Annotated in this window: 23 protein-coding genes and 2 pseudogenes; 7 read left to right on the forward strand and 18 right to left on the reverse strand. The window is 44.0% G+C overall.

Going from position 1 to position 24,596, the window contains the following annotated elements; genetic code table 11:
- Positions 1-747: 747 nt before the first annotated feature.
- From DW205_RS10570 to DW205_RS22835, 13 genes are all read right to left on the reverse strand, one after another.
- Positions 748-1,284 (reverse strand): methylglyoxal synthase, encoded by a 537-nt coding sequence (locus DW205_RS10570; RefSeq protein WP_005654459.1) that lies wholly within the window; start codon positions 1,282-1,284, stop codon positions 748-750.
- A gap of 52 nt (positions 1,285-1,336) precedes the next feature.
- Positions 1,337-2,146: an arginase family protein gene (locus DW205_RS10575; protein ID WP_005825802.1), complete on the reverse strand. Its 810-nt coding sequence runs from the start codon at positions 2,144-2,146 to the stop codon at positions 1,337-1,339.
- A 16-nt stretch (positions 2,147-2,162) separates the two neighbouring features.
- Positions 2,163-4,721, reverse strand: coding sequence for an alpha-glucan family phosphorylase (gene glgP, locus DW205_RS10580; protein ID WP_005654457.1), 2,559 nt, complete (start codon positions 4,719-4,721; stop codon positions 2,163-2,165).
- Positions 4,722-4,748: 27 nt separating this feature from the next.
- Positions 4,749-6,995: a cation:proton antiporter gene (locus DW205_RS10585; protein ID WP_005825801.1), complete on the reverse strand. Its 2,247-nt coding sequence runs from the start codon at positions 6,993-6,995 to the stop codon at positions 4,749-4,751.
- A 13-nt stretch (positions 6,996-7,008) separates the two neighbouring features.
- Entirely contained in the window at positions 7,009-7,995 is a 987-nt protein-coding gene (pfkA, locus tag DW205_RS10590) for a 6-phosphofructokinase (protein ID WP_005825800.1), read from the reverse strand.
- A gap of 22 nt (positions 7,996-8,017) precedes the next feature.
- Positions 8,018-8,515 (reverse strand): RNA polymerase sigma factor, encoded by a 498-nt coding sequence (locus DW205_RS10595; protein WP_005825799.1) that lies wholly within the window; start codon positions 8,513-8,515, stop codon positions 8,018-8,020.
- A gap of 101 nt (positions 8,516-8,616) precedes the next feature.
- Positions 8,617-9,045 (reverse strand): Hsp20/alpha crystallin family protein, encoded by a 429-nt coding sequence (locus DW205_RS10600; RefSeq protein WP_005825798.1) that lies wholly within the window; start codon positions 9,043-9,045, stop codon positions 8,617-8,619.
- Positions 9,046-9,120: 75 nt separating this feature from the next.
- Positions 9,121-9,870 (reverse strand): 2,3-diphosphoglycerate-dependent phosphoglycerate mutase, encoded by a 750-nt coding sequence (gene gpmA / locus DW205_RS10605; protein WP_005825796.1) that lies wholly within the window; start codon positions 9,868-9,870, stop codon positions 9,121-9,123.
- A 13-nt stretch (positions 9,871-9,883) separates the two neighbouring features.
- Entirely contained in the window at positions 9,884-10,933 is a 1,050-nt protein-coding gene (locus DW205_RS10610) for a class I fructose-bisphosphate aldolase (RefSeq protein ID WP_005825795.1), read from the reverse strand.
- Positions 10,934-10,961: 28 nt separating this feature from the next.
- Positions 10,962-11,444, reverse strand: coding sequence for a ferritin (locus DW205_RS10615; protein ID WP_005859444.1), 483 nt, complete (start codon positions 11,442-11,444; stop codon positions 10,962-10,964).
- Between the two features lie 50 nt (positions 11,445-11,494).
- Positions 11,495-12,142, reverse strand: coding sequence for a MarC family protein (locus DW205_RS10620; protein WP_005851956.1), 648 nt, complete (start codon positions 12,140-12,142; stop codon positions 11,495-11,497).
- Positions 12,143-12,244: 102 nt separating this feature from the next.
- Positions 12,245-12,697 (reverse strand): ferritin-like domain-containing protein, encoded by a 453-nt coding sequence (locus tag DW205_RS10625; protein ID WP_008777875.1) that lies wholly within the window; start codon positions 12,695-12,697, stop codon positions 12,245-12,247.
- 160 nt (positions 12,698-12,857) lie between these two features.
- Complete coding sequence (locus DW205_RS22835; RefSeq protein ID WP_005654431.1) at positions 12,858-13,067, reverse strand: hypothetical protein; 210 nt, start codon at positions 13,065-13,067, stop codon at positions 12,858-12,860.
- 794 nt (positions 13,068-13,861) lie between these two features.
- Between DW205_RS22835 and DW205_RS10645 the strand changes: the two genes are divergently transcribed.
- Complete coding sequence (locus DW205_RS10645; RefSeq protein ID WP_151881457.1) at positions 13,862-14,137, forward strand: hypothetical protein; 276 nt, start codon at positions 13,862-13,864, stop codon at positions 14,135-14,137.
- A gap of 141 nt (positions 14,138-14,278) precedes the next feature.
- Here the strand turns inward: DW205_RS10645 and DW205_RS10650 are convergent.
- Both DW205_RS10650 and DW205_RS10655 read right to left on the reverse strand, forming a co-directional pair.
- A pseudogene (locus tag DW205_RS10650) lies at positions 14,279-15,732 on the reverse strand (IS1182 family transposase).
- A 190-nt stretch (positions 15,733-15,922) separates the two neighbouring features.
- Positions 15,923-16,228, reverse strand: a complete 306-nt coding sequence (locus DW205_RS10655; RefSeq protein ID WP_005859437.1) for a hypothetical protein — start codon at positions 16,226-16,228, stop codon at positions 15,923-15,925.
- Positions 16,229-16,667: 439 nt separating this feature from the next.
- On the opposite strand from DW205_RS10655, the gene DW205_RS22510 reads away from it, so the two are divergent.
- Positions 16,668-16,778, forward strand: coding sequence for a helix-turn-helix domain-containing protein (locus tag DW205_RS22510; protein ID WP_229031962.1), 111 nt, complete (start codon positions 16,668-16,670; stop codon positions 16,776-16,778).
- 98 nt (positions 16,779-16,876) lie between these two features.
- Here DW205_RS22510 and DW205_RS10665 read toward each other — a convergent pair whose 3' ends face one another.
- Both DW205_RS10665 and DW205_RS22515 read right to left on the reverse strand, forming a co-directional pair.
- Complete coding sequence (locus DW205_RS10665) at positions 16,877-17,494, reverse strand: FAD:protein FMN transferase (protein ID WP_005825771.1); 618 nt, start codon at positions 17,492-17,494, stop codon at positions 16,877-16,879.
- Between the two features lie 81 nt (positions 17,495-17,575).
- Positions 17,576-17,767 (reverse strand): annotated as a pseudogene (locus DW205_RS22515) (site-specific integrase); the annotation flags it as partial.
- Between DW205_RS22515 and DW205_RS22840 the strand changes: the two are divergent.
- Positions 17,765-17,938 (forward strand): hypothetical protein, encoded by a 174-nt coding sequence (locus DW205_RS22840; protein WP_005859435.1) that lies wholly within the window; start codon positions 17,765-17,767, stop codon positions 17,936-17,938. The pseudogene DW205_RS22515 and the gene DW205_RS22840 sit on opposite strands and share 3 nt — an antisense overlap.
- Positions 17,939-18,434: 496 nt before the next feature.
- Here DW205_RS22840 and DW205_RS10680 read toward each other — a convergent pair whose 3' ends face one another.
- Positions 18,435-19,436: a site-specific integrase gene (locus tag DW205_RS10680; protein ID WP_005867556.1), complete on the reverse strand. Its 1,002-nt coding sequence runs from the start codon at positions 19,434-19,436 to the stop codon at positions 18,435-18,437.
- Between the two features lie 132 nt (positions 19,437-19,568).
- Between DW205_RS10680 and DW205_RS10685 the strand changes: the two genes are divergently transcribed.
- The 4 genes from DW205_RS10685 (at position 19,569) to DW205_RS10700 (ending at position 24,546) form a co-directional block, all read left to right on the forward strand.
- On the forward strand, positions 19,569-20,897 hold the full coding sequence (locus DW205_RS10685) for an ATP-binding protein (RefSeq protein ID WP_005867557.1): 1,329 nt from the start codon (positions 19,569-19,571) through the stop codon (positions 20,895-20,897).
- A 227-nt stretch (positions 20,898-21,124) separates the two neighbouring features.
- Complete coding sequence (locus DW205_RS10690; protein ID WP_005867558.1) at positions 21,125-22,423, forward strand: fimbrial protein; 1,299 nt, start codon at positions 21,125-21,127, stop codon at positions 22,421-22,423.
- Between the two features lie 42 nt (positions 22,424-22,465).
- Entirely contained in the window at positions 22,466-23,377 is a 912-nt protein-coding gene (locus tag DW205_RS10695) for a FimB/Mfa2 family fimbrial subunit (RefSeq protein WP_005867560.1), read from the forward strand.
- A gap of 41 nt (positions 23,378-23,418) precedes the next feature.
- Positions 23,419-24,546, forward strand: coding sequence for a fimbrial protein (locus DW205_RS10700; RefSeq protein ID WP_005867562.1), 1,128 nt, complete (start codon positions 23,419-23,421; stop codon positions 24,544-24,546).
- The last annotated feature ends 50 nt before the right edge of the window (positions 24,547-24,596 follow it).

The following is a 24,596-nucleotide window of genomic DNA, read 5'->3' on the forward strand; positions in this document are numbered from 1 at the left end:
AATGAAGAAAAAACATAAGTCGTACACGGCTACATGCCCATTCTCCATTTGCAGAAGTGTAGAAGTAGCAATCCATTAATGGACAATAGGGCATGTAAAGGGCAGATTTTCCGTATATTCGCCTCCTTATCCCCGAATTATGGGCGTAAGTCACATGGTCATGGAGATATATCTATCCTTTAATGGGGAGAACAGCCGGCAAATATCTGATGGAAAAGCCCCACAAACCACAGGAAAATAGCCACACAATGGTCTGATACACAATAATTATTGGAGAAACATGGTCCGCCCCTGCGGACAGCAAGTTGTGTTTTCGTTAAACGAAAATCGTACGGTTTAACGGCAACCTGCCGCCAAACCGTCCCTACCCCCTGATGCTCCGGAGTCGTGGGGGATAAGCTACCGGCATGTTCCATGTCCCTTTGGCATGGGATCCTGCGGATGAATCCGGGCACAGAAAGGCGATTTTCGCATAATTTTTCACAAGGTAGTTCCAGAAAAAACTGGTAGCAAGACTTTGCTGGAAGGACTAAACAAGAAGGTGAAAGGAGTGATGTACACCCGCAATGCCCTTGTCCTTTTTCGACTGGGATGCATAAAGGAAGCGAAATATTTTATAAGTGGTTTCTTTCCACCAACCCTTCTGGTTGGTGGAAGCAGATTACCATTCAGTAGATACCAGTTCTGAAAGATGTAAACAACTTGTTTCTTAGATAGCCTTATAAATATGCTACTACTTATTACAGTTCATTTGGAAATGTTATTCTCACTTTTATTCCTCCGCTTTTTCACTTGCTCCACTGCTTCAGATATGATTCCCTTGTTTTCAAAACGCTGCGTGTAATTGGTATAATCCGGATGAATACGTTCGTAAGTTGGGTCAGTGAATAAAGGACTCGTAATAATGTGGTCCGCAGTCGAACGGTTACAGCAGAAAACAATATTTTCAACTCCAGCCAGTCTGGTCAATGCTTTCACATCCGTATCGTGCGGCTGTAGTGTCATCGGATCTGTAAAAAAGAACAGATAGTCTATTTCTCCTTCTACGATCCGCGAACCAATTTGCTGGTCACCTCCTAAAGGACCAGATTTCAGGATTGTGATATCCCATTTGATTTCAGGATGTTTTTCTTCAAGGGCTTTTTTAATTAGTGTACCGGTTGTACCCGTACAATAGAATTTATGTCCTATCAGACGTTCCGAGTTCCAGAGAACCCACTCTATCATGTCTTTTTTCATTGCATCGTGTGCAACAAGCCCAATTCTTCGAACAATTGTTTTCATAAAGCTAAATTATTTTTATATGATAAATTATAATAACAAGAAAAAACTAATTCTATTGAAGGCCGGAGGATGACCGGATAAGTCTGAGCAATTCTTTGTTTGCCCGGCTATCCATGATGGTTTCCCGTTTTTCTTCAAAAAGATTGAGTGTTGTGGAGCATTCCCCACAGATGTCAATGCCCACTACCTGTTCTTTCTGAAGAATAACAGCCAGCAGTTTCTCCAATTCCCATAAGCTGAGAGAACCTTGATCCCAGTTTGTTGCTGCCGAAGCCGGATTCAAGACATCCTTGTCTATGGAAATGTAAACCGGCCCGTTGATATGTCCGGAAGAAAAGTCCTGCCAACCCTCTTCGTGCATGAGCGTAGTTTCACTGTAAAACCGGACTTGTCTTTCATATCCTTTCGGCACAGCCTGTATCAGTTTGTCTGAAGCACCTACGATAATTACTTTCTTGCAGTTGTTGTTATGGTCCAATATATCCTTTACCCAACTTCCGCAAGAAAGTATGTTGTCAAACAACGGTGGCTGCATATCGGGATGGTGGTCGAACACAATCAGCGAAAACGGAGTTTCGAGTTTGTCTGTCCAGAATTTAGTCAAATAATGATAATTGCCTGAATCGATGAAATGGACTCCCTCCGCCGGATAATCAGCAATCATCCGCTTCAAAGCCAAAGTACCATCCCTGTCACAGTAGCCCTCTGTACCATAAAGATGACGACAGTCCAGCCATATAAACTTATTGTTCCGGGCAAACGCCTCGTAGTCATACACTCCCGTGAAGTTCATGATGATGATCGGCCATGCTATCCGTTTATCTGTTTTTTGATTTTGCCCGCTCATACGTTGTTTTTGCATATCCTTTTACTGTTCATTAAAACCATCGTACATAACAGAAATCTTGCCGGTGAGGTAACAAAGCATTCTTGGGATACATACGGAAGGCCTGCTTGAAGCTTCCGGCGTTGAAAATGCCGGATGTCGCCTTAAAGGTATATAAATTCCCATTCTTGGAAACTGACGAAAGGGGAATTACCTCATATATGTGATCCTGACCGCCTTCATGCCTGATAATGACCGATTCTATTCCGATTGCGTCATCCAGGCCTTTCTCATCAACGACAACCGTCACCTCATATTCCTTTCCGGCTTCAACCGTGGCATTCAGCCCATTCCCAGCCTCTATGGATTTGATTTCTATGGCATCCCATCTGCTCCGGACGTTTGCTTTCCAGTCAGCCATCATTTTCGCCTTCGCAAAGTTGTCGGCTGCCAGAATATGGAAATGCTCTGACAGCTTGTTATAGAACCTGTCATAGTAGTCGTCCAACTGTCTTTTCATGGTAAAATGGGGAGCGATTTGTGCGATTGAGTTCTTGATATACTTGACCCAGTTTTCCGAATAGTTCTTCCCCCCATGCTCGTAATATAGTGGCAGGATGTCATGCTCCAACAAATAATAGATGGCTTCGGCATCCAGCTGGTTTTGGTACTGTTCATTCTGATAAGTACTTTTATCGGTCAGTGCCCATCCGGCATCCTTGCGGTATCCTTCATACCACCAACCGTCCAGCACGGAGAAATTAAGCACACCGTTCATCAATGCCTTCTCGCCCGACGTACCCGAAGCTTCTGCCAACCGCGTAGGGGTATTCATCCAGATATCCACACCCGAGATAAGATGGCGCGCCAGGTCCATGTCGTAATTCTCCAAGAATATGATTTTACCTAAAAATTCCGGGCGCCGGGATATTTCCACGATTTGCTTGATCAGTCCCTGCCCGGCACCGTCATTGGGATGGGCTTTGCCTGCAAAGATGAACTGTACCGGATATTTCGGATTATTCACGATCCTAGCAAGTCGGTCTATATCCGTGAACAGAAGATGAGCCCTCTTATATGTAGCAAAACGGCGTCCGAAACCTATTAGAAGGGCATCGGGATTGAATCTCTCAAAAATGGAAACGCTCAATGCCGGATCAACCTGACTCCTGAGCCAGTCCTTGCTGCATTTGCTTTTGATATAGTCCAGCAATTTTGCTTTCTGTTTTAACCGGGTATTCCATATCTCTTCATCTGGGATGCCATAGACAGCCTCCCAGATTTTCTGATTGGACTGGTCACAGAAAAAGTTCTCATCAAAATTGTCCTTGAAAAGCTTTTTCCATTCTGCCGCACACCAGGTAGGCAGATGTACCCCGTTGGTTACATAACCCACATGGTTCTCTTCCGGGAAGTATCCCTTCCAGATCGGCGCAAACATTTGCTGGGATACCGATTTATGTAACTTGCTGACGCCGTTTACCTCCTGGCAGGTCTTGCAGGCGAAGACAGACATGCAGAAACGTTCCTCCTTGTCTCCCGGATTGTGACGCCCGAGATCCATCAGGTTATCCCAGGTTATACCCAACTTGCCAGGATATCCCTTCATATATTTATTGAAAAGCCCTTCGTCAAAATAATCATGACCAGCGGGTACGGGAGTATGTACGGTATAAAGTGAGGAAGCACGTACCAGCTCCATGGCCTGCCCAAAATTCAAGCCGCCATTTATGTAATCACAAAGCCGCTGGATATTGATCAATGCGGCATGCCCCTCATTACAGTGATATACATCCTTCGTTATACCCAAAGCTTTCAGCGTCATCATCCCGCCTATGCCAAGCAGAATTTCCTGTTTTAGCCGATTCTCCCAGTCACCTCCATACAGATGGTGAGTGATAGGGCGGTCAAACTCGCTGTTGAGTTCATTGTCCGTATCCAGCAGATAAAGGGGGATACGCCCCACACTGGCTTTCCAAACATTGGCATGTACCACAAAACTGTCGGCATAGGGGACGTGGATTACCAGTTGTTTCCCATCCGGTTGCATTACCTTTTCAATCGGGAGCTGCCCGAAATTCTGCGCTTTATAATTGACTGTCTGCTGGCCGTCCATGGAAAGCGACTGGTCAAAATAACCGTAACGGTACAAAAGTCCTATGGCACAAAGGTCCACATTGCTGTCCGACGCCTCTTTCAGGTAATCCCCCGCCAACATTCCCAAACCACCGGAATATATCTTAAGAACTTCATCCAAGCCGTATTCCATGCTGAAATAAGCTATTGACGGGCGCTGGTGGTCCGGTTCCACATCGATGTATTTTTTGAAGGCGGAATAGACGGCATCCATTTTATAGACAAAGTTCTCATCATGTGCCAGCGCTACCAGCTTTTCATAATTTATCCGCTCCAGAAACAATACCGGATTCTGTTCCACCTCTTTCCAAAGTCCCGGGTCCAAATCACAATACAGTTTCTTTACGTCATCATTCCATGTCCACCAGAGATTATGTGCGATTTCTGCAAGCTTCCGCAGTTCTGCAGGAAGATGTGAACCTACTGTAATCTCCCTCCATTGAGGGGTATTTACATTATAACTTGAATATTCCATGACATTTTATATTAAATTAAATAAGTTCTAATCTTTATTCAATCCTTTTATTATTTTTCGTTTACCGACAATCCATACCGTATCATTCTCCTTGAAAATTGTATCAGGGTCTGGATTCATAATATTCACGGTACTTCTCTCTATTCCGATAATGATGCTATCCGATATGTCTGCCTCCCGGATCGTCTTTCCGATCAATGGTGAACCTCCTTCGACAGGAAATTGCCCTATTTCCATCTCATCCTGCGAGGATGTTCCGTTCCCGTTCCTTTCTACCTTCTTTTGCTCCATGGATGTCCGGAAGCTTTCCAACTGCCGGTCCGTACCTACGACCGTAACCTTGTCATATGGATAGAGATGCTCTTCCCCTTGTGGTATATCCAGGCGTTTTTCTCCACGGGTGATTGAAATCACATTTATCTGAAACAAGGTGCGCAGGCTGCTTTCTTTTAATGTTCTGCCCACATATATGGAATCAGGGGATACTGTGAAATCCGCCAAATGTAATTCCTTGAACGGGATATTGCTGCCAAGGGTGGAGCCTGTATCACTTTCTGTAGAAAGTCCATTCCCATCCGTCCCTTGAAAGTTTGCCATAAATTGTCTCTCTATAGTCAGCGACCGTTTCTTGATCCGCTTGGAGAAATAAATGACGGCAATGATAAGGGAAGAAACTACCAGCCCGGCTCCCAAGGCAACATTGAAAAGATGGGTAATGATACTCATCATGATAATCGTGCAAATCAGTATTTTGACAAGTACGATTGATACCAAAGGCCCTCTGTTGAACTTGTTGTCCGTCCAGAGTTTACGGAACTCGGCTGAATTGTTCTTTTTCATGATGATGGCCCATAGAAACGGGGATATGACAAGAAAGATGATGATGAAGCCCAACAAGTTCCCTTCCATTCCCGGCAGACTTTTCCTAATCAAAGGATGCACATAGGAAAAATATAAAGTGATGAAAAAAACGCATACGACCAGATAGAGTGTGACAGACACCAGCATAGACCGGATCAGTTTATGCCAAGTGCCCTGGTGTTTTACAGTCATTGCCCCGGACGTATAGTGTACGAGATAATCTTTCAGGAATCCAGGCATGTGGATGTCTATAAACCGGTATGCCGGTTCCGAAAGCCGTATCATATAGGGGGTAAGAAAAGTCGTTATGACAGATACGGCCACTATGACCGGATAGAGATACTTGTCCGTGACATTCAGACTGACGCCTAAAGATGCGATGATGAATGCGAACTCACCGACCTGTGTCAGTGAAAAGCCGGACTGTATGGCAATTTTCAACGGCTGGCCGGAAAGCAGGACACCAAAGCTCCCGAACAGGACCTGACCGGACAGTACCAGCAATGTCAGGATAAGAATAGGGACGGCATATTCCCACATCATGGCAGGATCGATCATCATTCCCACCGACACGAAAAATATGGAAGCGAACAGGTCTTTTACCGGCTGTACGATATGTGCGATTTTTTCCGCTTCAACGGTCTCTGCCAGCAGGGACCCCATGACAAAGGCTCCCAATGCGGCAGAAAATCCCGCTTTTGTCGCAATCATCACCATTCCCAGGCAAAGTCCCAGAGAGGTTATCAATAAAATCTCGTTGCTGGTGAAACGGCGTATCTTCTTCAGCAGGGTAGGTATCAGATAGATACCCAATGCCGACCAGAAAATCAGGAAAGCGGCCAGCTTCAATATACTTTCCAGCATCTCCTTCCCTTCAAAATGTTTGCCTACCGCCAACGTGGAAAGAATAACCATCATCACTACCGCCACCAGATCTTCGATGACAAGAATCCCCAAGACAATGCCGGTGAATTTCTGTTGGAGAAGTCCCATGTCATTGAAGGCCTTGAATACGATGGCCGTGGACGACATGGACAACATTCCACCCAGAAAAATACTGCTCATGTGGGAGAACCCCATTGCATTCCCCGCTGTATAGCCTATGAACATCATGCCACATACAATAGTGACAGTGGCAACGATAGCCGTAATGCCCACATTTATCAATTTCTTGAACGAAAAGTCCAGTCCCATCGCGAACAGCAGAAAAATGACACCGATGTCCGCCCATATTTTGATATTGGCAGGATCGGAAACAGTCGGGACCAGGGAAACGGAAGGACCCGCCATAATACCGGCTACAATGTAGCCCAATATGACCGGTTGCTTCAGCCACTTGAAAATGACGGTTACAATACCGGCAATAATCAGAATTATGGCAAGATCCGATATTAAAGGAGCAACTTCTGACATATTAACGGTTATTTTAGATCGATAATTCGTTAAGGACCCGGATCAGGCTTTTGTCAATAGGCTTGTCCTTTTTGATTGCCTGGACAAAAGGAACATAAACAATCTCGTTGTTCCGTATGCCTATCATAACATTTCGCTGGCCTTCCATTAAGGCCTGGATTGCGGCTTCACCCAGCCGGCTTGCCAGTATGCGGTCATTGGCACTCGGAGCGCCACCCCGTTGCAGATGGCCCAGGATAGAAACCCTGACATCATATCCGGGATATTCCTTCTTTACCCGGTCGGCGTAATACATGGCACCTCCATTCTTGTTTTCAGGACTTTCGGTCACAATTACGATGCTGCTGTTTTTCGTCTTTCTGAATCCACGTCCGATGAATGTTTCCAACTGGTCCACGTCCGTCCGGTCTTCCGGAATGATGGCCGCTTCAGCACCGGAAGCTATTGCGCTGTTTTGTGCCAGGAAGCCCGCATCACGCCCCATCACCTCGACAAAGAAAATGCGGTCGTGCGAGGTGGCCGTATCCCGGATTTTGTCCACACACTCCACGATGGTGTTCAGGGCCGTATCATATCCTATGGTAAAATCGGTGCCGTACAGATCATTGTCAATGGTGCCGGGCAATCCTATGCACGTCACATCATACTCCTCCGCAAAGATCCGGGCTCCCGTCAGGGAACCGTCTCCACCGATAATTATCAATGCATTGATGTTCTCTTTCTGTATGATCTCATAAGCTTTCTTGCGTCCTTCGGGAGTGATGAAAGTCTCGGAGCGGGCTGTTTTCAGTATGGTACCTCCCCTCTGGATAATGCTGCTTACGTCTTCCGTAGTGAGTTCTTTCACTTCACCGGCAATCAGCCCCTCGTAACCTCTATAAATTCCTTTCACTTTAAATCCGTTAAAAATAGCGGCGCGGGTCACGGCACGGATAGCCGCGTTCATTCCGGAAGCGTCCCCTCCGGAAGTCAGAATTCCTATATATTCATCTTTTTTCATCTATCTCAGTTCTTGTTTTGTTTCATTCTGCCAATATAGCTTTCAGTTTTTTCCGGCAGTGAAAAATACGGCTCTTTATAGTTCCCAAACTCACGCCGGTTCTTTCCGCTATCTCACGGTATTTGAATCCTGACAGGTACATCTCAAAAGGTATGAAATGTGACTCCGGTACACTTTTGATGGCATTACGTATCTTTTCCAGGTCATAGTTCTTGTCCACCTCCTCTGTACGGGACTCGTCCATGATCCGCGAATAATATGCAGGATCGGAGGATATGTACAGGCGGGTATGACCGACCTCCGCCCGGTAACCGTTGATAAACGTGTTGCGCATGATGATAAACAGCCACCCTTTGAAATTCGTGTTCTTGTTGTAACTTTCTTTGTGAAGCATTGCCTTGAGCAGGGTATCCTGCAACAGGTCTTCCGCCTTCTCCCTGTTAGCTGTCAGTTTGTACGCAAAACGGAACAGTTCGTCCTGTACGCCAAGTAGTTCTTTTTCAAAATTGAATTCCTTCATCGGTTGTGCCGGTTCCCTGTTCCGGAAGTGTCTGTTAAAGGTCGGACGGCTTTTCCGAACAAGAAAAGCCTGTCCGACCTTACGACATTCCAGATCTGGAATTATTTAACCTCGATAGCCTTGAAAGTTTTTTGTTTTTCTTCCTCCTTCATTTTCGGGATTTCAATGGACAGAATCCCGTGTTCGACTTTTGCGGAGATCTTATCCTTCTCCACATTTTCAGGCAGCAGGATGGTCTGCTGGAACTTGGAATATGAGAATTCGCGGCGGAGATACTTCTTGTCTTTCTTCTCCTCCTTCTTCTCTTCTTTCTTTTCCATGCAGATTGTCAGGTTGTTGTTCTCGTCAACATTCACCTTGAAATCATCCTTTGTCATTCCGGGAGCCGCCATTTCAACCTTGTAGTCCTTGTCATTCTCAATGACATTGATGGCAGGAGCCGTAACTCCCGTTTTTGCCAGCCACTCATTCTCGAAGAAATCGTTAAAAATACTCGGCAACCAGTTTGAGTTTGTTTTTACAGGTACCATTTTTACCTCCTTTTTTAATTGTTAATAAATAAAATATTCAAAAAGACAATACAATCCAGTCTGATTGACTGACTTTTATCGTCTGATCATACCTTGTTCGGCTACAGCCTTTGTCCGTTTCCGTATCTCTTCCGGGTTTCCAAGGTAGTAGTCCTTGACAAGAACCAGTCTGTCGTCAAATTCAAAGACATAAGGAACCGCCGTAGGCAGGTTCAGGTTGGAAATATCCGTATCGGAAATCCCTTTGAGATGCTTGATGATTCCGCGCAGGCTGTTGCCATGGGCGACTACCAGCAGGCTGTCCTTATACATCAATGCGGGAAAGATGATGCATTCCCAGTAAGGCATGACACGCCCAATAGCATCTTTCAGGGATTCCGTACGGGGAAGTTCCCTATCTGGCACACCGGCATAGCGGATATCCATGCCCGGATTACGGGGATCATCTTTGCCTACCGGAGCGGGAGCCACGTCATAGCTTCTTCGCCAGATGTGTACTTGTTCTTCACCATATTGGACCGTCGTCTCACTCTTATTCAGTCCTTGAAGCATGCCGTAATGCTTCTCGTTCAGCCGCCAGGTCTTTTCAACCGGAATCCAGTCTTCATCCAGCCGGTCCAGGACACAGTTCAACGTTTTTACGGCACGTTTCAAGTAAGAAGTGTAAGCTGCCTCAAAAGAAAATCCGGCCTCCCGTAATGCATCGCCTGCCTTGCAGGCTTCTTCGACTCCTTTCTCGCTTAAATCCACGTCCGTCCATCCGGTAAAACGGTTTTCTTTGTTCCATAGGCTTTCGCCATGACGTAATAACACTATTCTTTTCATGGATACTTCTCCTTTATGCAATGGTTATTGAAGAATCCAGATATACGTCCTGAATGGTGTTCAGAAGTTGAACTCCGTCTTTCATCGGTTTCTGGAAAGCCTTACGACCGCTGATCAGCCCCATACCACCTGCACGCTTGTTTACTACTGCCGTTACGACGGCATCATGCAGGTCGGATTCCCCATGGGATTCCCCGCCCGAGTTGATCAATCCGACACGTCCCATATAGCCATTCGCCACCTGATAACGACAAAGGTCTATCGGATGGTCAGTGGTCAGTTCCGAATACATACGCTCGTTTGTCTTTCCGAATCCGATAGCCTTGAAACCGCCGTTATTGGATGGGAGCTTCTGCTTCACGATATCGGCTTTGATGGTAACCCCGATATGGTTGGCTTGTCCTGTTAAATCGGCAGCGGCATGATAGTCGGTTTCATCCTTTTTGAAGCTGCTGTTTCTCAAATAGCACCATAAAATAGTAGCCATTCCCAGTTCGTGGGCATATTCAAAAGCCTGTGACACTTCTACTATCTGGCGGCGGCTTTGTTCCGAACCGAAATAAATGGTAGCGCCGACAGCTACAGCACCCATGTTCCATGCCTCTTTTACCGTACCGAACATTACCTGGTCGTAGCTGTTCGGATAAGTCAACAGCTCGTTATGGTTCAACTTCACGATGAAAGGAATCTTATGGGCGTACTTACGTGCCACAGCTCCCAGAACTCCGAATGTGGATGCCACGGCGTTGCATCCTCCTTCAATGGCCAGCTTTATGATGTTTTCGGGATCGAAATAAAGCGGATTGGGGGCGAAAGACGCTCCTGCAGAATGTTCTATCCCCTGATCCACCGGCAGGATGGAGACATACCCGGTATTGGCCAAACGCCCGTGCCCGTACAGGGCTTGTAGGCTCTCCAAGGTGCGTATATTCCTGTCGGAATTCATCCATACCTTATCTATCATATCCGGTCCCGGAATATGGATAAGTTGTTTGTCTATCGTCTTACATGTATGGTTCAGGTAGTACTCAGCCTGTCCTCCCAATAAATCTACTATTTTCATCTTATTTATTTTTATTGATTATTCTGGTTTATGACTCCCGTTCACCCAGTTTTGCATCCATAAAAAGGATAGCACTGTCTCCGGCTTTCCTTAGCCGACTAACAATATTGAGTACATTCGCTTCTTCTTCTACCTGCTCACGAACAAATTGCCACAAGAAGTTCTGAGTGGCATTGTCTTTCTCTTCGGATGCTACCTGTACCAATTCATCAATCAGTTTGGAAACATGTTTTTCATGCTCCAAAGCATGTTCGAATACTTCAACAGGGTTACCCCAACCTTGTGGAACCACATCGACCTTGTCCACTTTCGGGGTTGCCTCACGCTTAATCATGTACTCAGCAATGGCATATGCATGCCCGATCTCTTCTGCAGATTGTTTCTGCATCCAGCGAGCCATTCCGGAAAAGCCCTCTCTTTCCAGATAAAAAGACATCGATAAATACAGGTTGGCAGACCATAATTCTGCTGTGATTTGCTCATTCAGGGCATTTTGCAATTTTTCAGTCATGACGAATCAAACTTTTAATGTTAATAATAAATCCAAATTATCTCTCTTCTTTAAGAACAAGCATGGGCTTGTTTCAAAATTTCAATTAATACCGGACGTATCCCGCTGATAAAACATTCCACGGCGATCACCATCAGAATAAGTCCCATCAGTCTCATCATTACATTGTTTCCCGTCTCTCCCAAGATTTTTAAAAGCTGGGTGGACGCGCACAGAATAAAGAATGAAAGAATGCAGACCAAAGCGATTACGCCAAGCAATACTATTTTGAAAGTATATTCCGAAGCATCTTCCATCAATGTTATTCCACTGGAAATCGCTCCCGGACCGCATAACATCGGAATGGCAAGAGGTGTGATGGTTATATCTTTGGAATATTCTTTTCGTTCAGTTTCATTCAGTTTCACATGGGTGAAATGTGCCTGCAACATATCATATCCGATTTTAAAGATGATGATACCTCCCACAATCCGGAATCCGTCTGTTGAGATGCCGAAAAAATGAAACAGGAACCTGCCCGATAATGTAAAAAGGACTAATATGATAAATGCAATGGTACATGCTTTCAAGGCGATACATCTGCGTTCTTTCGTATCCATTCCATCAGTCATTTGCAGGAATACCGGCATCACTCCAAGCGGGTCCATCAAGGTGAATAGCGAAGTGAAACACAATGTTATATATACAAATATATCCATGATGACATATATTTTATTGTCGATTATTATATTGCAAAAAACATACCAGATAGCATTCTGCAATATTAAATTTTGCAGAATATCAATCTTAAATCCATACCGTCAAAAATAAGGTAGTCTCCGTTCGTTTTCCTTGGCGAGGATACGTAATAATTCCATAAATACCGTACTTACATATATACGGTCTGCATACAGCCCGCTGATGAAAGAATGGAAGGACATGTTCACATTCCGGCATAATATGAGAAATGTGTTTACCTGACATGATATGTACTGCTCGTGTTCAAGCAATTCATTCAGGGCATTCAATGGCGTTGTCCATTCATGTGTATCCCGTTTCATTTCATTGATTGCAACACATCCTCCATCATGGCATATCCGATTCATCATCTGATAAACCTTGTTCATATTGTCCTGTGCTTGGGAGTTTAGCCAGGAGCTAAGTATTGGAAGCCGTTCATCTTCAAAATAGACCTGCAATGACAGGTATAAACCGGTTGACCATATTTCTGTATTGATCAACTCATTCATGGCGTTTTCTATTCGTTTATCCATTATCACTCTGAATATTGAAAATCCATTACTAATATTATGTGTTATTCCCTGTATATAAAAATTCCATTCGATTGTGGGTAACCCATAAAACGGAATTCTTAAACGAGGCTTAAATAATAGGATACTTATCCGCATAGACAAATTGTCACAAAAAATAGTGCTATGGTGTCTTTTTGTCTTGTCTTCCTTGCAGAATATCCAATAAGATATCCAGTTCTCTTTCTATTCCTTCAATCTTATCGGAAATACAGTCCAAAGTATTATGGTGCAGACTAGCTTTACAGTCCTGCAACTCTCTTGATAGAGAAAGTACCTGCAACCAAAGTTCTTCCTCTGTGTGACAGGGGGAGTTACTATTATCTAGTACCATAGAAGGAGAAGGCAGAAAAGTGTCTTGGCATGTAATTTGTATGATTATGATAATGAACGGTATGTCCCGAAAGAGACAGGATGGAAATGAAAGGATAGAATATTCCACAAAAGACAGTAACAAACGAAGGGGGGGAAGTCGTTGGAGACAGTTGTCTCGCTTTTAAAACAAGTTGCTTTCATAATGTTTATAATAAGCCAACCCTGTTCCCTGGAGTTGTGTTTATATAAAGTTAAGCGTGGGAACTTTGGTATTACCGTTCAGAAGTATCCCCATACTCAACAACATATAATACACAAAGCCCCACGCCTATATATAACAAAAATCTATATAAATAGTACGTGGAGCGTCCAATGTATTATCCAATTGTTGTTTCGAAATTGGGGATTTCCTGAACTTGGATAATGCCTTAACGCTTTACTATAAATCTTCTATTTTTAAAAGACTAATACAAATGTAATAAAAGAAATGAATTCTTTCAAAGGAAATATCTCCTTTTTTAAGGGGTGGCTTAATTTTTCTTCATTAAAAGTCTTAGAATTACTGCCTGCCAAAGCCCGTCACAATTTTTTTGAAATCCTCAAGCTGTACATTAAGCTCTATATAGTACAAGCAGAAAAACAGACCATGATGCCGCAGGCAGTATAGGCCATAACCCACTCTTCTGTGAGTATCTTATCTATTTGACAATAATAAAAATGTAAAGGAGGATAATGGCATGGACAATATTCGTATCCCAATACATATAGGTTAACATATAAGGGAAAATGGTCACGGAGCCCACAAACCGTAGAATGAAAAAATATATTTCCATCGTGCACGGTTTATGCCTCTATCCGGATATTTGGCCGGTGCCGCAAAATGCACAATGTATACTCCATAAAAAACACCAGGGAGGAAAAATAAGTCATACTGAACAACGCCTGTCTGTAATGGGTCATGGATACAAATGGACTACAGATAATGGCTGCAATGGATATAACGATACAATCAAGCACAAAATAATGTACGAACGTGCCTATCAGTTGCATTTGGATGAAGCAGTACCACTTCATGCGATGTTTGGTTAGATTGAGTATGGATATAGGGGCTTAAAAATTAGACAGATACAAATTTACTAAAAAAGGAGAGGCTGTCTCAAAAGAGGTGTTTACAAACTTACTTTTGAAGATTTCATCCTTTCAAACTGCTTTTTCGTTGCCATAAGCCTCCTAAGAGGCTACTTTTGCAAGATTATATGCTATGGCTAGCAGGGCGAACTCAATTTCAACCTTCTTAAATCCACGAAGATGGAACCTCTTGAAGTGCTTGTTGTTCTTGAGGTTTCCAAATACGGCTTCCACATCCTGTGGTCGCTGACTGCGATATTTCAGACCTTCATCAGAGAGTAGCTTTTCACGTTCTCTTTCCTTGATTTTCCTCAGACGGTGATTTACCTGTACAATCCTTTCCGAGCGGCTTCTGTAGCACCGGCATCTTAACGGGCAGTCCTTATAGTTACGTGCCTTGTATCTTGATATGGTCTGCACAAAACCGTTGTTTGTTACCCGCCTTGCATCGGAGAGTCTTTCCATTCTCTGTCCCGTAGGACAATACATGCCGTCGGTTTCTTCGTTATGAAAATAATTGTACTTTATAAAGGTTTCAATGCCATGTCTGAAAGCATACAGATAGTTCTCTTCACTTCCGTATCCGGCATCACAGACAGACACGTCAGGGTATCTGCCGTAGAGGGAATGGAAATCATCCATATGCAGAGGATAGGTGGAGGTATCGCCCAACACTGATGGATGGTATAGTTCAGAATGAACTGTTTATTGGTACTGAACTGGGGATTGTATCCGGGTTTGAGTTGTCTGTTCTTCATATGGTCATCTTTCATGCGCATGAAAGTAGCATCATTGTCTGTCTTTGAGTAGCTGTTACGTCCGTCAAGTATCTTTCCCTGCGATTCATATTTCTTGAGCTGTTCAGGCCATGACTTCCTTACACGTCTTACCTTCGCTTTCATCTTCTTGTCAGCATCCACTCCATTCAGGGCATCATCTATCTGCCCGAGTGCCTTTTCCACTTTCTCCGGGGTGATATCCTGATAGGCAACCGGAGCGGAATCACGCAGTTCCTGCTTGGTGAGGGACTCGGCGTATTGCCATATCTCCTCAAGCTGTTCCGCGATTCTGGATATGCGGGTATGTATAGATTTGCCCCCCAGACGAACGTATAACGGTTGGCGTTCACCTCCATCTTCGTCCCGTCAGTACAGGCCACATCCAGACTTACAAAACCTTCCGCCACGAGAAACTTTACAATGGTTGCAAATATCGTCTTCAGCACATCCTTTAGCCGGCTGCTGCGGAAACGGTTGATGGTATTATGGTCAGGAGTTACATTGCCGGTAAGCCACATGAAGCGTATGTCATTACGACAGAATTCTTCTATGCGACGGCTGGAATAGATATTACGCAAATGCATAGACAAGAATCTGAAGCATCATGCGTGGGTGGTACGCAGAACAGCCTTTAGGGGAATACTTACGGTAAAGTGCTTCAAGGTTTATCTGTTCAATGATGCGGTGAACAACCCGGACCGGATCGTTCCGGGGAATAAAATCGCCTAAACATGGAGGTAAAAGCAGATTATCGTTGGATGTGTAACTTTTAAACATTATCTTTGGGATATCTTACTTGATGCCCTAAGATACAAAAAATTAGGGAGATGGGCAAGTTCTGGCTGAGCGAAGTTAGGGCTTACCCGATTTTTTGCAGACACAAAAAAGGCCATCCCAAAGTTTATTTGAGACAGCCTTGTTTATTTTATGTGCAAATGTAACTGTTATCCTAAATAACCATTCAGAATTATTTCAGCATTTCACCTTTTTCGTTGAAAAACACAACGCTTTCGGTTCCGACGGCATCAACCAAAGTTACTTTATAAGTCTTTACGCCATCTTCTGCCACTTCTACGGCTGCTTCCTTAATGGTGGATTCAGCATAGTCTTTCTTGATGGCGTCCTGAACTGCCTGCGGGAGTTCCTTTATATCAATCGGTTTAAACTCGTTCACCATTGCAACGATTTCAACATCTGATGCCATGTTGTTAGCGAATGCTACTGAACTACCTAATCCCATTACCAGTGCTACTGCAAACAATACCTTTTTCATAATGCTAATTATTAAATTGTTAAACATCTTATCGTCTTACGCTAAAGAATAGACAATCACCGTGCCAAATAAATGGATATTTATCATATTGCTGTAAAACAGACCCTTATGAATTATTCATATTGCATAATGCAAATGTCTGATGGGCATTTTTTCTACAATGATGTGGAATGCGATACACATGGCTACACATGGTCTAACGACTGTGAATAAGAGAGTTGAGACGTTAAAATCATGCAGACGGCATGCGAAAGGAGTCGTAACGAAAGTAATCTCTCCATTACGGCTCCTGGTTATTATCCTTCTACTGTTAAAAAGTAATATCCAATTTCACCATGAATGTTATCGAACGATAGCCGCACTCCTTGCTCAACAGGTTGTTCACCATAAACTGGAAAGCGACTCCCTTTGTCACTTTCACGCCGAAGTAATTGCGTATATGTTCGTAAAGGAGATAGCCCATTCGCTGGGATTTGAAAATACGGCGTTCTTCACCCAATTCTTTAAACGGTTCACCGGCTCTACTCCGCAGGAATATAGAAAACATTAATCTGCCAGATACCTTTTCATTCGCGGCGAGTACTCTGTCCGGTAGTTTCCGCAACTGTCCGTATAGATAATGAAATTGTCAATTTCCGGATGCTCTTTCTACAACTGACGGGCTTTGCGGCTCCCCAACGTCATAAAGGCCGTTGCATAGGCATCAGCAAGCATGCACTGATGGGCAATAATTGTAGCACTCAATATATCCTTTTGAACCGGATATCCTGTTATCGGATTGATGGCATGAGCGTATTTCCTTCCATCTTTCAGATAGAAATTACGGTAGTTGCCGGAAGTTGCGAGTCCCAGCCGTTCCGACAGTTGCACAATTTGTTCAAGCTCGGAGTTTGTTCCGGTACTGTCATCCTTCGGTCTGACAATGCCAATGCACCAATTCCACCCTTGCGGGTTCTTTCCTTTCGCTATCATTTCGCCGCCGATGTCTATCATATAGTTCGATATGCCTTTGCGGTCGAACAAACACGCGATTATGTTACAGATAGTACCGCCGCCGAGCACCGAGAAATTGAGCAGGATGCGGGGATCGTCTTTCATCACACGGTTGCCCTGTAAACGCACTTTTCGGAAGCCTACAAAGTGGCGGATACTGTCTACGAGTTGCGGAGTGATGCTGTCAAACTTTGTAAAGCCAAATCCCCACAGGTTGATAAGCGGTGCACAAGTTACGTCAAATATCCCGCCTGTTTGTTCCGACGCTTGCATGGCTGTGCGGAAAGGATTGCATCAAGTTATATATCTTACGATGTTTTTTGTGCCAAGTGTATCTCTATGTAGAATACATTTCTAATTAGCTAAGCGATATATGAAACTAATCTTATCGAAAATTTTGTCCGTATCTTCTCCGACCTTTGGGTTAATCAGTTCAGCATATATCTGCATAGAAAAGATTGATTTTGTGTCCTAATACTTTTGTAAAGTTTCTTATGGCACGCCTTTTAATATACCCGAAACAACAAAGGTATAATGTCCGATATGAAAAAAACTGGATTTTTATTGAAGCGAATCAATTCTTTTATTATTTTTACCTTTCCTTCCATAACCAACGTGGTGCGCCGTTGCGCCCTGCAGCTGCTCATGTCGAAACAGAAAACACTGGACAAGCAGACGCTGAAGGAAGCCTTACAGAAAGAAACACAGAAAATGTGAAATTATTACGTGGACTCCGACGGACCGCCCTGCTTGTGTTACCGGCTGCCTTGCCCGGGATGAACCTTTGAGATGCAACCGCCAGACAAAGGGGAAGAGGAACACTTCCATACCCGTAACCCGGCAGGACAGTCTTATGCCAGGGACACAACTATAGAAAAAAGGACAGACCTGATAGTAAGATGCGTTTGGCAAAAAAGGAAATGATGAATATTAATAATAGAAAAAGACATTTGTTCCGCAAAGCATACGCGGATATGTACATAAAAGAAGAGAAATATCTTCAAAAGGAGGATTGTTTTCCAGCCCCCCATTACTGGTAGTTTTTAGGAGATAAAGCCTAAGGATATTTTGTTTTTCTCACTTGAAAACCTTATTTTTGCATAACAAAAACGTCCTTTGAATGTATGCAAGATGAAACAAGCCGCTGAATTTCGCTCGTTTCTAAATAGTTACCTATTAAATAAAAATAACAAGAGAACTATTTAATTTTCAGTTAGATAGCAAAAGCATTGTGTTTCCTTACGTGAAAGGTCACTTTCTTGTTCTTGATGCTGGCGGCTAAGGCCCAGCCTTTTAATACCTGACATATAATCGTGAGGCTAGGTAGATGGAATATCAAGCCGACCCTGTCATTGTCATTCTCCCTTGCGGGAAGGTATTTTATCGCTTCCTCGGACAATGGGAGATAAATAGCCTCTTTCGTCTTTCTTTGTATGATCTGTAAACGGAATTTATCATTTCCTTCTTTTTGCATATCTTCCCATCTAAGAGCGGTCAAGTCGCTGATCCGGAGTCCGCAGAAACAGCAGAACAGAAAAGCCTTTTTTACCTCTGGGCATGCGCAATCTGTCCGGATTAACCTCTTTAGTTCCTCTAGGGTCAAATAAGTACGCAGGCTGGTAGGTTTGTGAGGTTTTTCGTCTGTATCCAGCGAACCACAAGGATTCGAGAGGATCAGCCCTTTTTTGACCGCCTTATTGAGTGTGACATTCAGGAGCCGGTAATAACCGTGAATCGTGAAGTCGCTTTTGAGGTAGGGTTGTTTACGCAAGTGAGCGATGAAACCTTTCACGAAACCGGTATCTATGTCTTTAAGCAAGCATTGCGGCATATAGTCTCTAAGATGATTGGCCAGACTTCTTAATCGTAGGGAATAGGCTTTGTCGCCATGCGCAGATTTATCGGTGTACAATTCCGAGAGGAATTCTAAAAGTGTTTTTTTCCCGAGCCCGTTTATCATACGGACACCATAAATCTCGTTCTGAAGATCAATGATCCGTTGTGCCTTGATACTATTGGCCAAGCGCAAAGTGATCCGGTTCTTATCACGGTCTTCAGGGAAACGTTCCGGGGTGAGGTAGAGCTTGAGGAACTCATAATACCTCTTTCCTTTGTAATAGATGTCCAGATATATGGACTGGTTCGCGTTCGACAGTTTCTTGAACCGGAGCTTTACGGGCTCTTTCGCTTTCACCTCATTCTTTTTTCTTGCCATGATTTTGCTGAATTTAAGTGATTATGTAAGTTTTTCAGTATAGTATTTCCTAATTTCAAGGAAATATCAATATGTTTGTTTCCTGTAATTTAGGAAATAAATCCTATCTTTGTCCTATAAAAAAAGAAAATCATGAGGAAAGATGTCATCAAATCTCTTATTGCCATCAAGCAAAGCGAAATTCCGTTTGATGTGATTGAGCGAGACATAAAGTTACCGATCAACCGAAACAAGATCATTACGGTTCCGGGTGTGCGTCGTTGCGGTAAGTCCACATTAATGGAGATCGCTATCAATGGGCTTGTCCGTGAAGGGGTTTCCCCTAGAAATATATTATGGCTAGGGTTTGATGATGAGCGTTTGAAAAATATGTCATCCGATGATTTGGATGATGTGATAGTTTCATACATGGAGATGTTTCCGGATATACCCATAAAAGATGTGTATATGTTTTTCGACGAGATTCAATTGATTAAGGATTGGGAATACTTCGTCTTGCGTGTCTATAAATCTTATTGTAAGAACATTTATGTGTGCGGAAGCAATGCTACCATGCTGTCCACAGAGTTAAGTTCGGCTCTGCGCGGATATCCCTTGGAATACGAGACCTATCCGCTTTCGTTCAATGAATATTGCCGTTTCAAGGGAATCGCCACTAATAGCTATTTGGAACAGGACAGGGCAAGATTGAAGATGGCTTTCGAGGCATACAATCAGGCAAGCGCTTTTCCCGAAATCGTATTGACGTCATCCCGGTCGGAGCAGTTGAAACTGCTTCACGGCTATTTCGACACGATGATATTGAAGGACTTGGCCGAACATTACAAGATATCCAATACGGGTGTGGTACGGTATTTCGTCAAGCGTGTCATGGCCAATCTCACCAAGCCTACCTCCATCAATGCCATCTACAAGGACATCAAGTCCCAAGGGCTTAAAGTCAGTAAGGATGACCTGTATCTTTGGGCTGATTATATCTGTAACATCTTCATGTTCGCACGAATCTCCAAATACGACCGTTCGCTGGTAAAGGAACAGAAATCGCTTGATAAATACTACTGTATAGATAACGGTATGCGTGGTGCCGTGCTTATGCCGCAGAGCAACGACAATGGGAAAAATCTGGAAAACACCGTGTTTATGCAACTGAACCGGATGCGGCTCCCTTCGGACAAGATTACCTACTATCAAGGAAATTGTGAGTGCGATTTTGTGCTTCAACGGGAGGATAACGTGATACAACTCATACAGGTTACTTGGGATATGGTGGATGCGAGTACGAGAGAAAGGGAAATCAAAGGCTTGCTGGAAGCCGCCTCGGTGACCGGATGCGAGAATCTTATCATTGTCACGAAAGACGAGGAAAATACATTCAATAGAGAAGGCAAGGAGATCAAGGTGATCCCTGCATGGAAATGGGTCTTGCTTTTTTCTTGCCATGATTTTGCTGAATTTAAGTGATTATGTATATTTGTTACTAGGATGATCCGAGTACCACCCCGGTAGCATAAAATACACGGATTGAGCCTTTTTCTATAGGTGAAAGTTGCAAAAGGTAGGGAAACCTATCACTTTTATGAAATTGATACATTTGTCTCTTATTATAGAGAGTTCTGCCTATCAGCGCCACGATATATCCTTCCTATTTTTGCCACATATTAAATGTGGAAATAAAAAAATATTATACTATGAGATTCAAGAGATATATTCTTTTATCGTTGGTGTTATGTGGTCTGGTCGCTTGTTCGGACGATAACACGATAGAGATTCCGGAAGCGCCGGTACTGGAGAAAGCGCAACTGGCCTTGGCGATCAAGAGCGAGAAGGGTGCGATGACGAAGGCGGGAGAGGAGGCTACTCCTACGGACGCAGACGTGAATACGCTTACGGTCGGGGTGTTCGGTACGGGTTGGAGTATGGTATATACGGTGAGCGGTGAGGACATAACGACCTCTACAAGTACAGATGTGACCACGCAAGAAATCGGTCCGAAAGAGGTATATGCGGGTGCGGCGGAAGTTGTTGTCGTGGCCAATGCTTCGGCAAATGTTCAGGCAGCGTTGGCCAATGCCGGTACGAAAGACGCGTTTCTTGCTACGGTGATTAAGCTGGAGGAGGAAACTCTGAAAAAAGGTTTGACTATGAGCAGCGAGGTGCTTACAGTAACTTTGGTTGCGAATACGACTAATTGTATTGGTTATAGTACGAAGCAAGGCGATGATATAACCGTAGGGGGTCAAGCCGGTAAAGAAATTTATGGAGCAGGCCCGGTTCGATTAGTCCGCGATGTCGCTTCGATCGCTTTGGCTTCTGCAGAGATCGACAATCTTAATAATGCGAATTATATAAGTAAAGACTTTGTTTTAAAAGAAGTCTTTATCGCCAGTGCGAAGGGTGTTTCCTGCGTAGCTTCCGCATCCAATTGGGGGGGAATAGAGAAAACATTTGACTTTACAAACACAGGTTTTGGATATTCAAATTATATGGTAGGTAAAGAATTCTCAGGATCTCCGAATATCGACGAGGGTTCTTATAAAAAAGGAACTCAGACAAAAAGAGATGAATTAGCAAAGGCTCATACAAAAGACAATACAGCCTTGAATCATGAATTCTATGTCTATGAAAATAAATTGGGAGAGATCGCTGAAGCGGACAAAGCTTCCGCGAACCGGGATTACGCCAACCACACCTTATTGATCGTAAAAGGAGATTATACCTATCTGCCGAATGGTTTGGCTGATACTGAAACTAATTATGTGAAAAAAGAAAATTGTTATTATGCGATACCTGTAGGAGCGGAAGTTACGATTGACGGGAAAAAAGAAGAAAGTTTCTATGTTAGGCGTAACTACAAATACGCGATCTCCTTAACCATCATCGGCCCCGGTTCCGAGATCCCATACGATCCGATGATCTCCGCCAATGTGAGCGCATCCGTGAAAGTGGAGCCATGGAACGTGAAGACTATCCATGAGGAAGTAGAATAAAGCAATATAGGGTAAAATAATTGATAAGAAAAAATTAGGATTATGAAACACATACTGTTTACAAAGGAATTGCTTCTCTCGGCTGTGGCTTTATTCGCTATTATTGCGACTAGCTGTATCAGGGAGGATTTGGATCAATGCTATACGCTCAAACTGAAGGTCGAGAATATCAAGGGAGACGATATAACGGAATACGGATGGATGGAATCTACCGACTTATATATTTTCGACGAGAATCTGAATTACTTGGAGAAACGTAGCTTGGATAAGAACTTTATCCGTTCCCGCAATGAGATCGTTTTGGATGGCTATACCGCCGATCGTAGTCTACGTATCGTGGCATGGGGCAACGTGAATGCCTTGGGTGAAAAGCAATCCGTATCGGAGGCACAGACCATAGAAGACTTGAAAGTGATGTTGAAAAGCCAAGATGGTTTGGCGGTTACCCCGGACAGCCTTTATTATGGTAGCGAACAAGTGTTTACAAAAGCCGGAGGCGTAGCGAAGGAGACTGAGATCGTGATTCGTCCGAAAGTGGGTACGGTCACGATCGAGACCCGAGGGTTGCAAGAGCAACTCGGCAGGATGGGGTTGAGAAGTTCCGTGGATTGCGACTTCTACTTGAATAATACATTAAGTGGTTTTGATTACCGTGGTACGCAGATTGGCGATAGCGTATATTATAATCCGGAAGGTGCGTGGAACGAGTCCGGGGTTGAATGGATAACCCCTACTATGCAAACCGCTTGTCCGGGACAGGATATGGCTGTGTCGATAAGCGCCAATGGAGTCTCGTTAGGCTCGGCCAAGGTAGACGAGAACGGTGATCCTATTTATACGAGCGCGGGAGAGAATACCCATCTGATCCTTGAATGGGGTGAGGGCGGAACCTTATCCGTCCGGGCAACCGTTCGTCCTTGGGGAGTAGTGGAAGAAGATATTCCGATGCATTAAAGGGTACCTCATCATATATAATTAAGAAATACGATACGAACATGAAATTATTAGCGAACATATTTTTATCCGGTTTGGCGATTCTCGCTTGTGTGAGTTGTTCTAAAGATGAGGATCCGGTTCTTCCCTTAGAAGGCGCTAAGCTGTCCGTCGCTGTCAAGGCGTCCGGTACGGCTACGAAAGCCTATAATCCCAATGACGTGAATGAGTTGGAGGGTGAGGCTTATATCAATAATTTGGCAGTGGTAGTATTTAATGAGACCGGCACGGAACTGCTCGGTTATAAATGGGAGGCTCTTTCCGGGGCGGAACATTCCGCCATAATAGCCGATGTGCCGACAACGAAGGCTGTCCGGGCACGGATCATTGTCTTGGCGAACGTACCGAGAGATTTATTATCTACCGTTTCTACATATGATGAGTTCCAGACTCGCTTGGTAGACCTCTCCTCGCAATCGCAAACGAACCTAACGATGAGTAGTCAAGTGATCGTTACAAAATCCACTTTATCTGAGGAAGATAACTATTTAGGATATACGGATCTTGGCGATCAGAATGTGGATGGCATCTCCGACCCGATCCTTTTGACCCGTGTAGCCGCACGTATTGATTTGGTGAATATATCCACTCGTTTTGCCGGAACGCCGTTCGCCGGACGTGAGGTGCGAATCGATGCGGTAGGCATCTACAATATGAAGACAAAGTCTTACTATTTCAGTGAGGCGGATTGGGGAGAGACAGAGGCTCCCGATGCCGTGCGAAATTCGGAAGATACCTCGTTCGAGGATCTGTTGGTAAATGATGGCACTTCGATATCCAATACGCCATTCGTTCATTATGTAATGGAAAATATGAAAAGCGACGATCACACGATGATCGCCGTAAAAGCTACCTTACGGGGAAATTCCAGTTATCAGGACCATACGAAAATCTTCACGGCGGTGATCAATGCGGGTGGCTTGCAGAACGGCTATGATCATAATTTCATCCGTCGCAACTACGTTTACCGTCTCCGTATTTATTTTGACGGCGAAAGTTTCGACAATATTCCCGTAACGCCAGACCCGGGCCCAGGTCCGGATCCGGAACCCGAGGTAGATACCAACTTGAATATAGCCGTGCAGGTAGTAGGCTGGGGCCCGGTAATGCAGCATCCGGTAATAGACTAAGTAATGGAATCATAGGGAATGAAATTTAGTATAAACAAGAAAAAACAAAA

This window comes from Parabacteroides sp. AM17-47 (assembly GCF_003434625.1).
Classification (GTDB): domain Bacteria; phylum Bacteroidota; class Bacteroidia; order Bacteroidales; family Tannerellaceae; genus Parabacteroides; species Parabacteroides distasonis.